Origin of the sequence: Cutibacterium avidum ATCC 25577 (genome assembly GCF_000227295.1) — a bacterium.
GTDB classification, from domain to species: Bacteria; Actinomycetota; Actinomycetes; order Propionibacteriales; family Propionibacteriaceae; genus Cutibacterium; species Cutibacterium avidum.
Map to the genome: position 1 here is coordinate 1 of NZ_JH165057.1, position 1450 is coordinate 1450.

The following is a 1450-nucleotide window of genomic DNA, read 5'->3' on the forward strand; positions in this document are numbered from 1 at the left end:
GGCTCTTCAGGATTGAGGGTGTAGTTGTGGCTGGACTGTGTGAGAGTCTGCTGTAGTTGCCCTGTGGGGCTGGGGTGCGTGGAGGGAGGACCCTGCGCGAGGATCGGAGTGTCTAGATCTGTCCTCGTGAATCGCAAGGTCCTCCATGAACCACGCTACCTTCGGCGCTCCTGACCTGACCACATTTGCCCGTCTCGATGAACTCGGTCTGGAGGTCACCGGTCAGCTGATCAGTGCCGAGGAGGCGGTCCTGGCCTGCCGGGTCGTCGAGACCGACGAGTGGTGCCACCGGTGCGGATGCCAGGGGATCCCTCGTGACACGGTGGTCAGGCGCCTGGCCCATACTCCTTTCGGGCACCGGCCCACGATCCTGGCTGTGCGGGTGCGCCGGTACCGGTGCACCGGCTGCGGGCGGGTATGGCGCCAGGACACCAGTGCTGCCGCCCAGGCGAGGGCGAAACTGTCGCGGGGTGGGCTGGCCTGGGCACTGGAGGGCCTGGTACTCGATCATCTGCCGGTCTCGAGGATCGCCGCATCCCTGGGCGTGGACTGGACCACCGCCAATGATGCGGTGCTGGCCGAGGGCACCCGCCGGCTCATCGACGACCCGCACCGCTTCGACGGCGTGGAGGTCATCGGGGTCGACGAGCACGTGTGGCGCCACACCAGAGACGGCGACAAGTACGTCACCGTGATCATCGACCTGACACCGCTACGCGACGGCACCGGGGCCTCCCGGCTGCTCGACATGGTGGCGGGCCGCTCCAAGAAGGTCTTCAAAACCTGGCTGGCCGGCCGCGACCAGGCCTGGCGCGACCGCATCGAGGTGGTGGCCATGGACGGGTTCACCGGCTTCAAGACCGCAGCCGCCGAGGAACTGCCAGCCGCGGTCGAGGTGATGGACCCCTTCCACGTCGTCCAGCTCGCCGGCGACCAGCTCGATGTCACCCGCCAACGCGTCCAGCAGGACACCACGGGCCATCGGGGCCGCAGGGGCGACCCCCTGTTCGGGGTCAGGCTGACCCTGCACACGGGCCGGGACTTGCTCACCGACCGGCAGGCCGCCCGCCTCGACGCTGTGCTCGCCGATGACGCCCACGCCCCGGTCCAGGTGACCTGGGCCGTCTACCAGGAGGTCGTGGCCGCCTACCGCGCCGAAAACCGTGCCGAGGGTCGGGCGATCATGGCTCATCTGATCGACGCGATCGCCACCAAAGTCCCCGCCGCACTGCCCGAAGTGGCCACCCTGGGCCACACCTTGAAGAAACGGGCCGCCGACATCCTGACCTACTTCGACCACCCGGGGACCTCGAACGGCCCTAGTGAGGCCATCAACGGCAGACTCGAACACCTCCGCGGCATCGCCCTGGGCTTCCGGAACCTCACCCACTACATCACCAGATCCCTCCTGGAGACCGGAGGATTCAGACCCCGACTACACCCTGGATCC

General features: G+C 67.8%; 1 protein-coding gene. It reads left to right on the plus strand.

What is annotated here, in order from left to right:
* Positions 1 to 145 precede the first annotated feature (145 nt).
* On the plus strand, positions 146 to 1450 hold a 1305-nt coding region (locus tag HMPREF9153_RS11475; RefSeq protein WP_004812041.1), incomplete at its 3' end, for an ISL3 family transposase.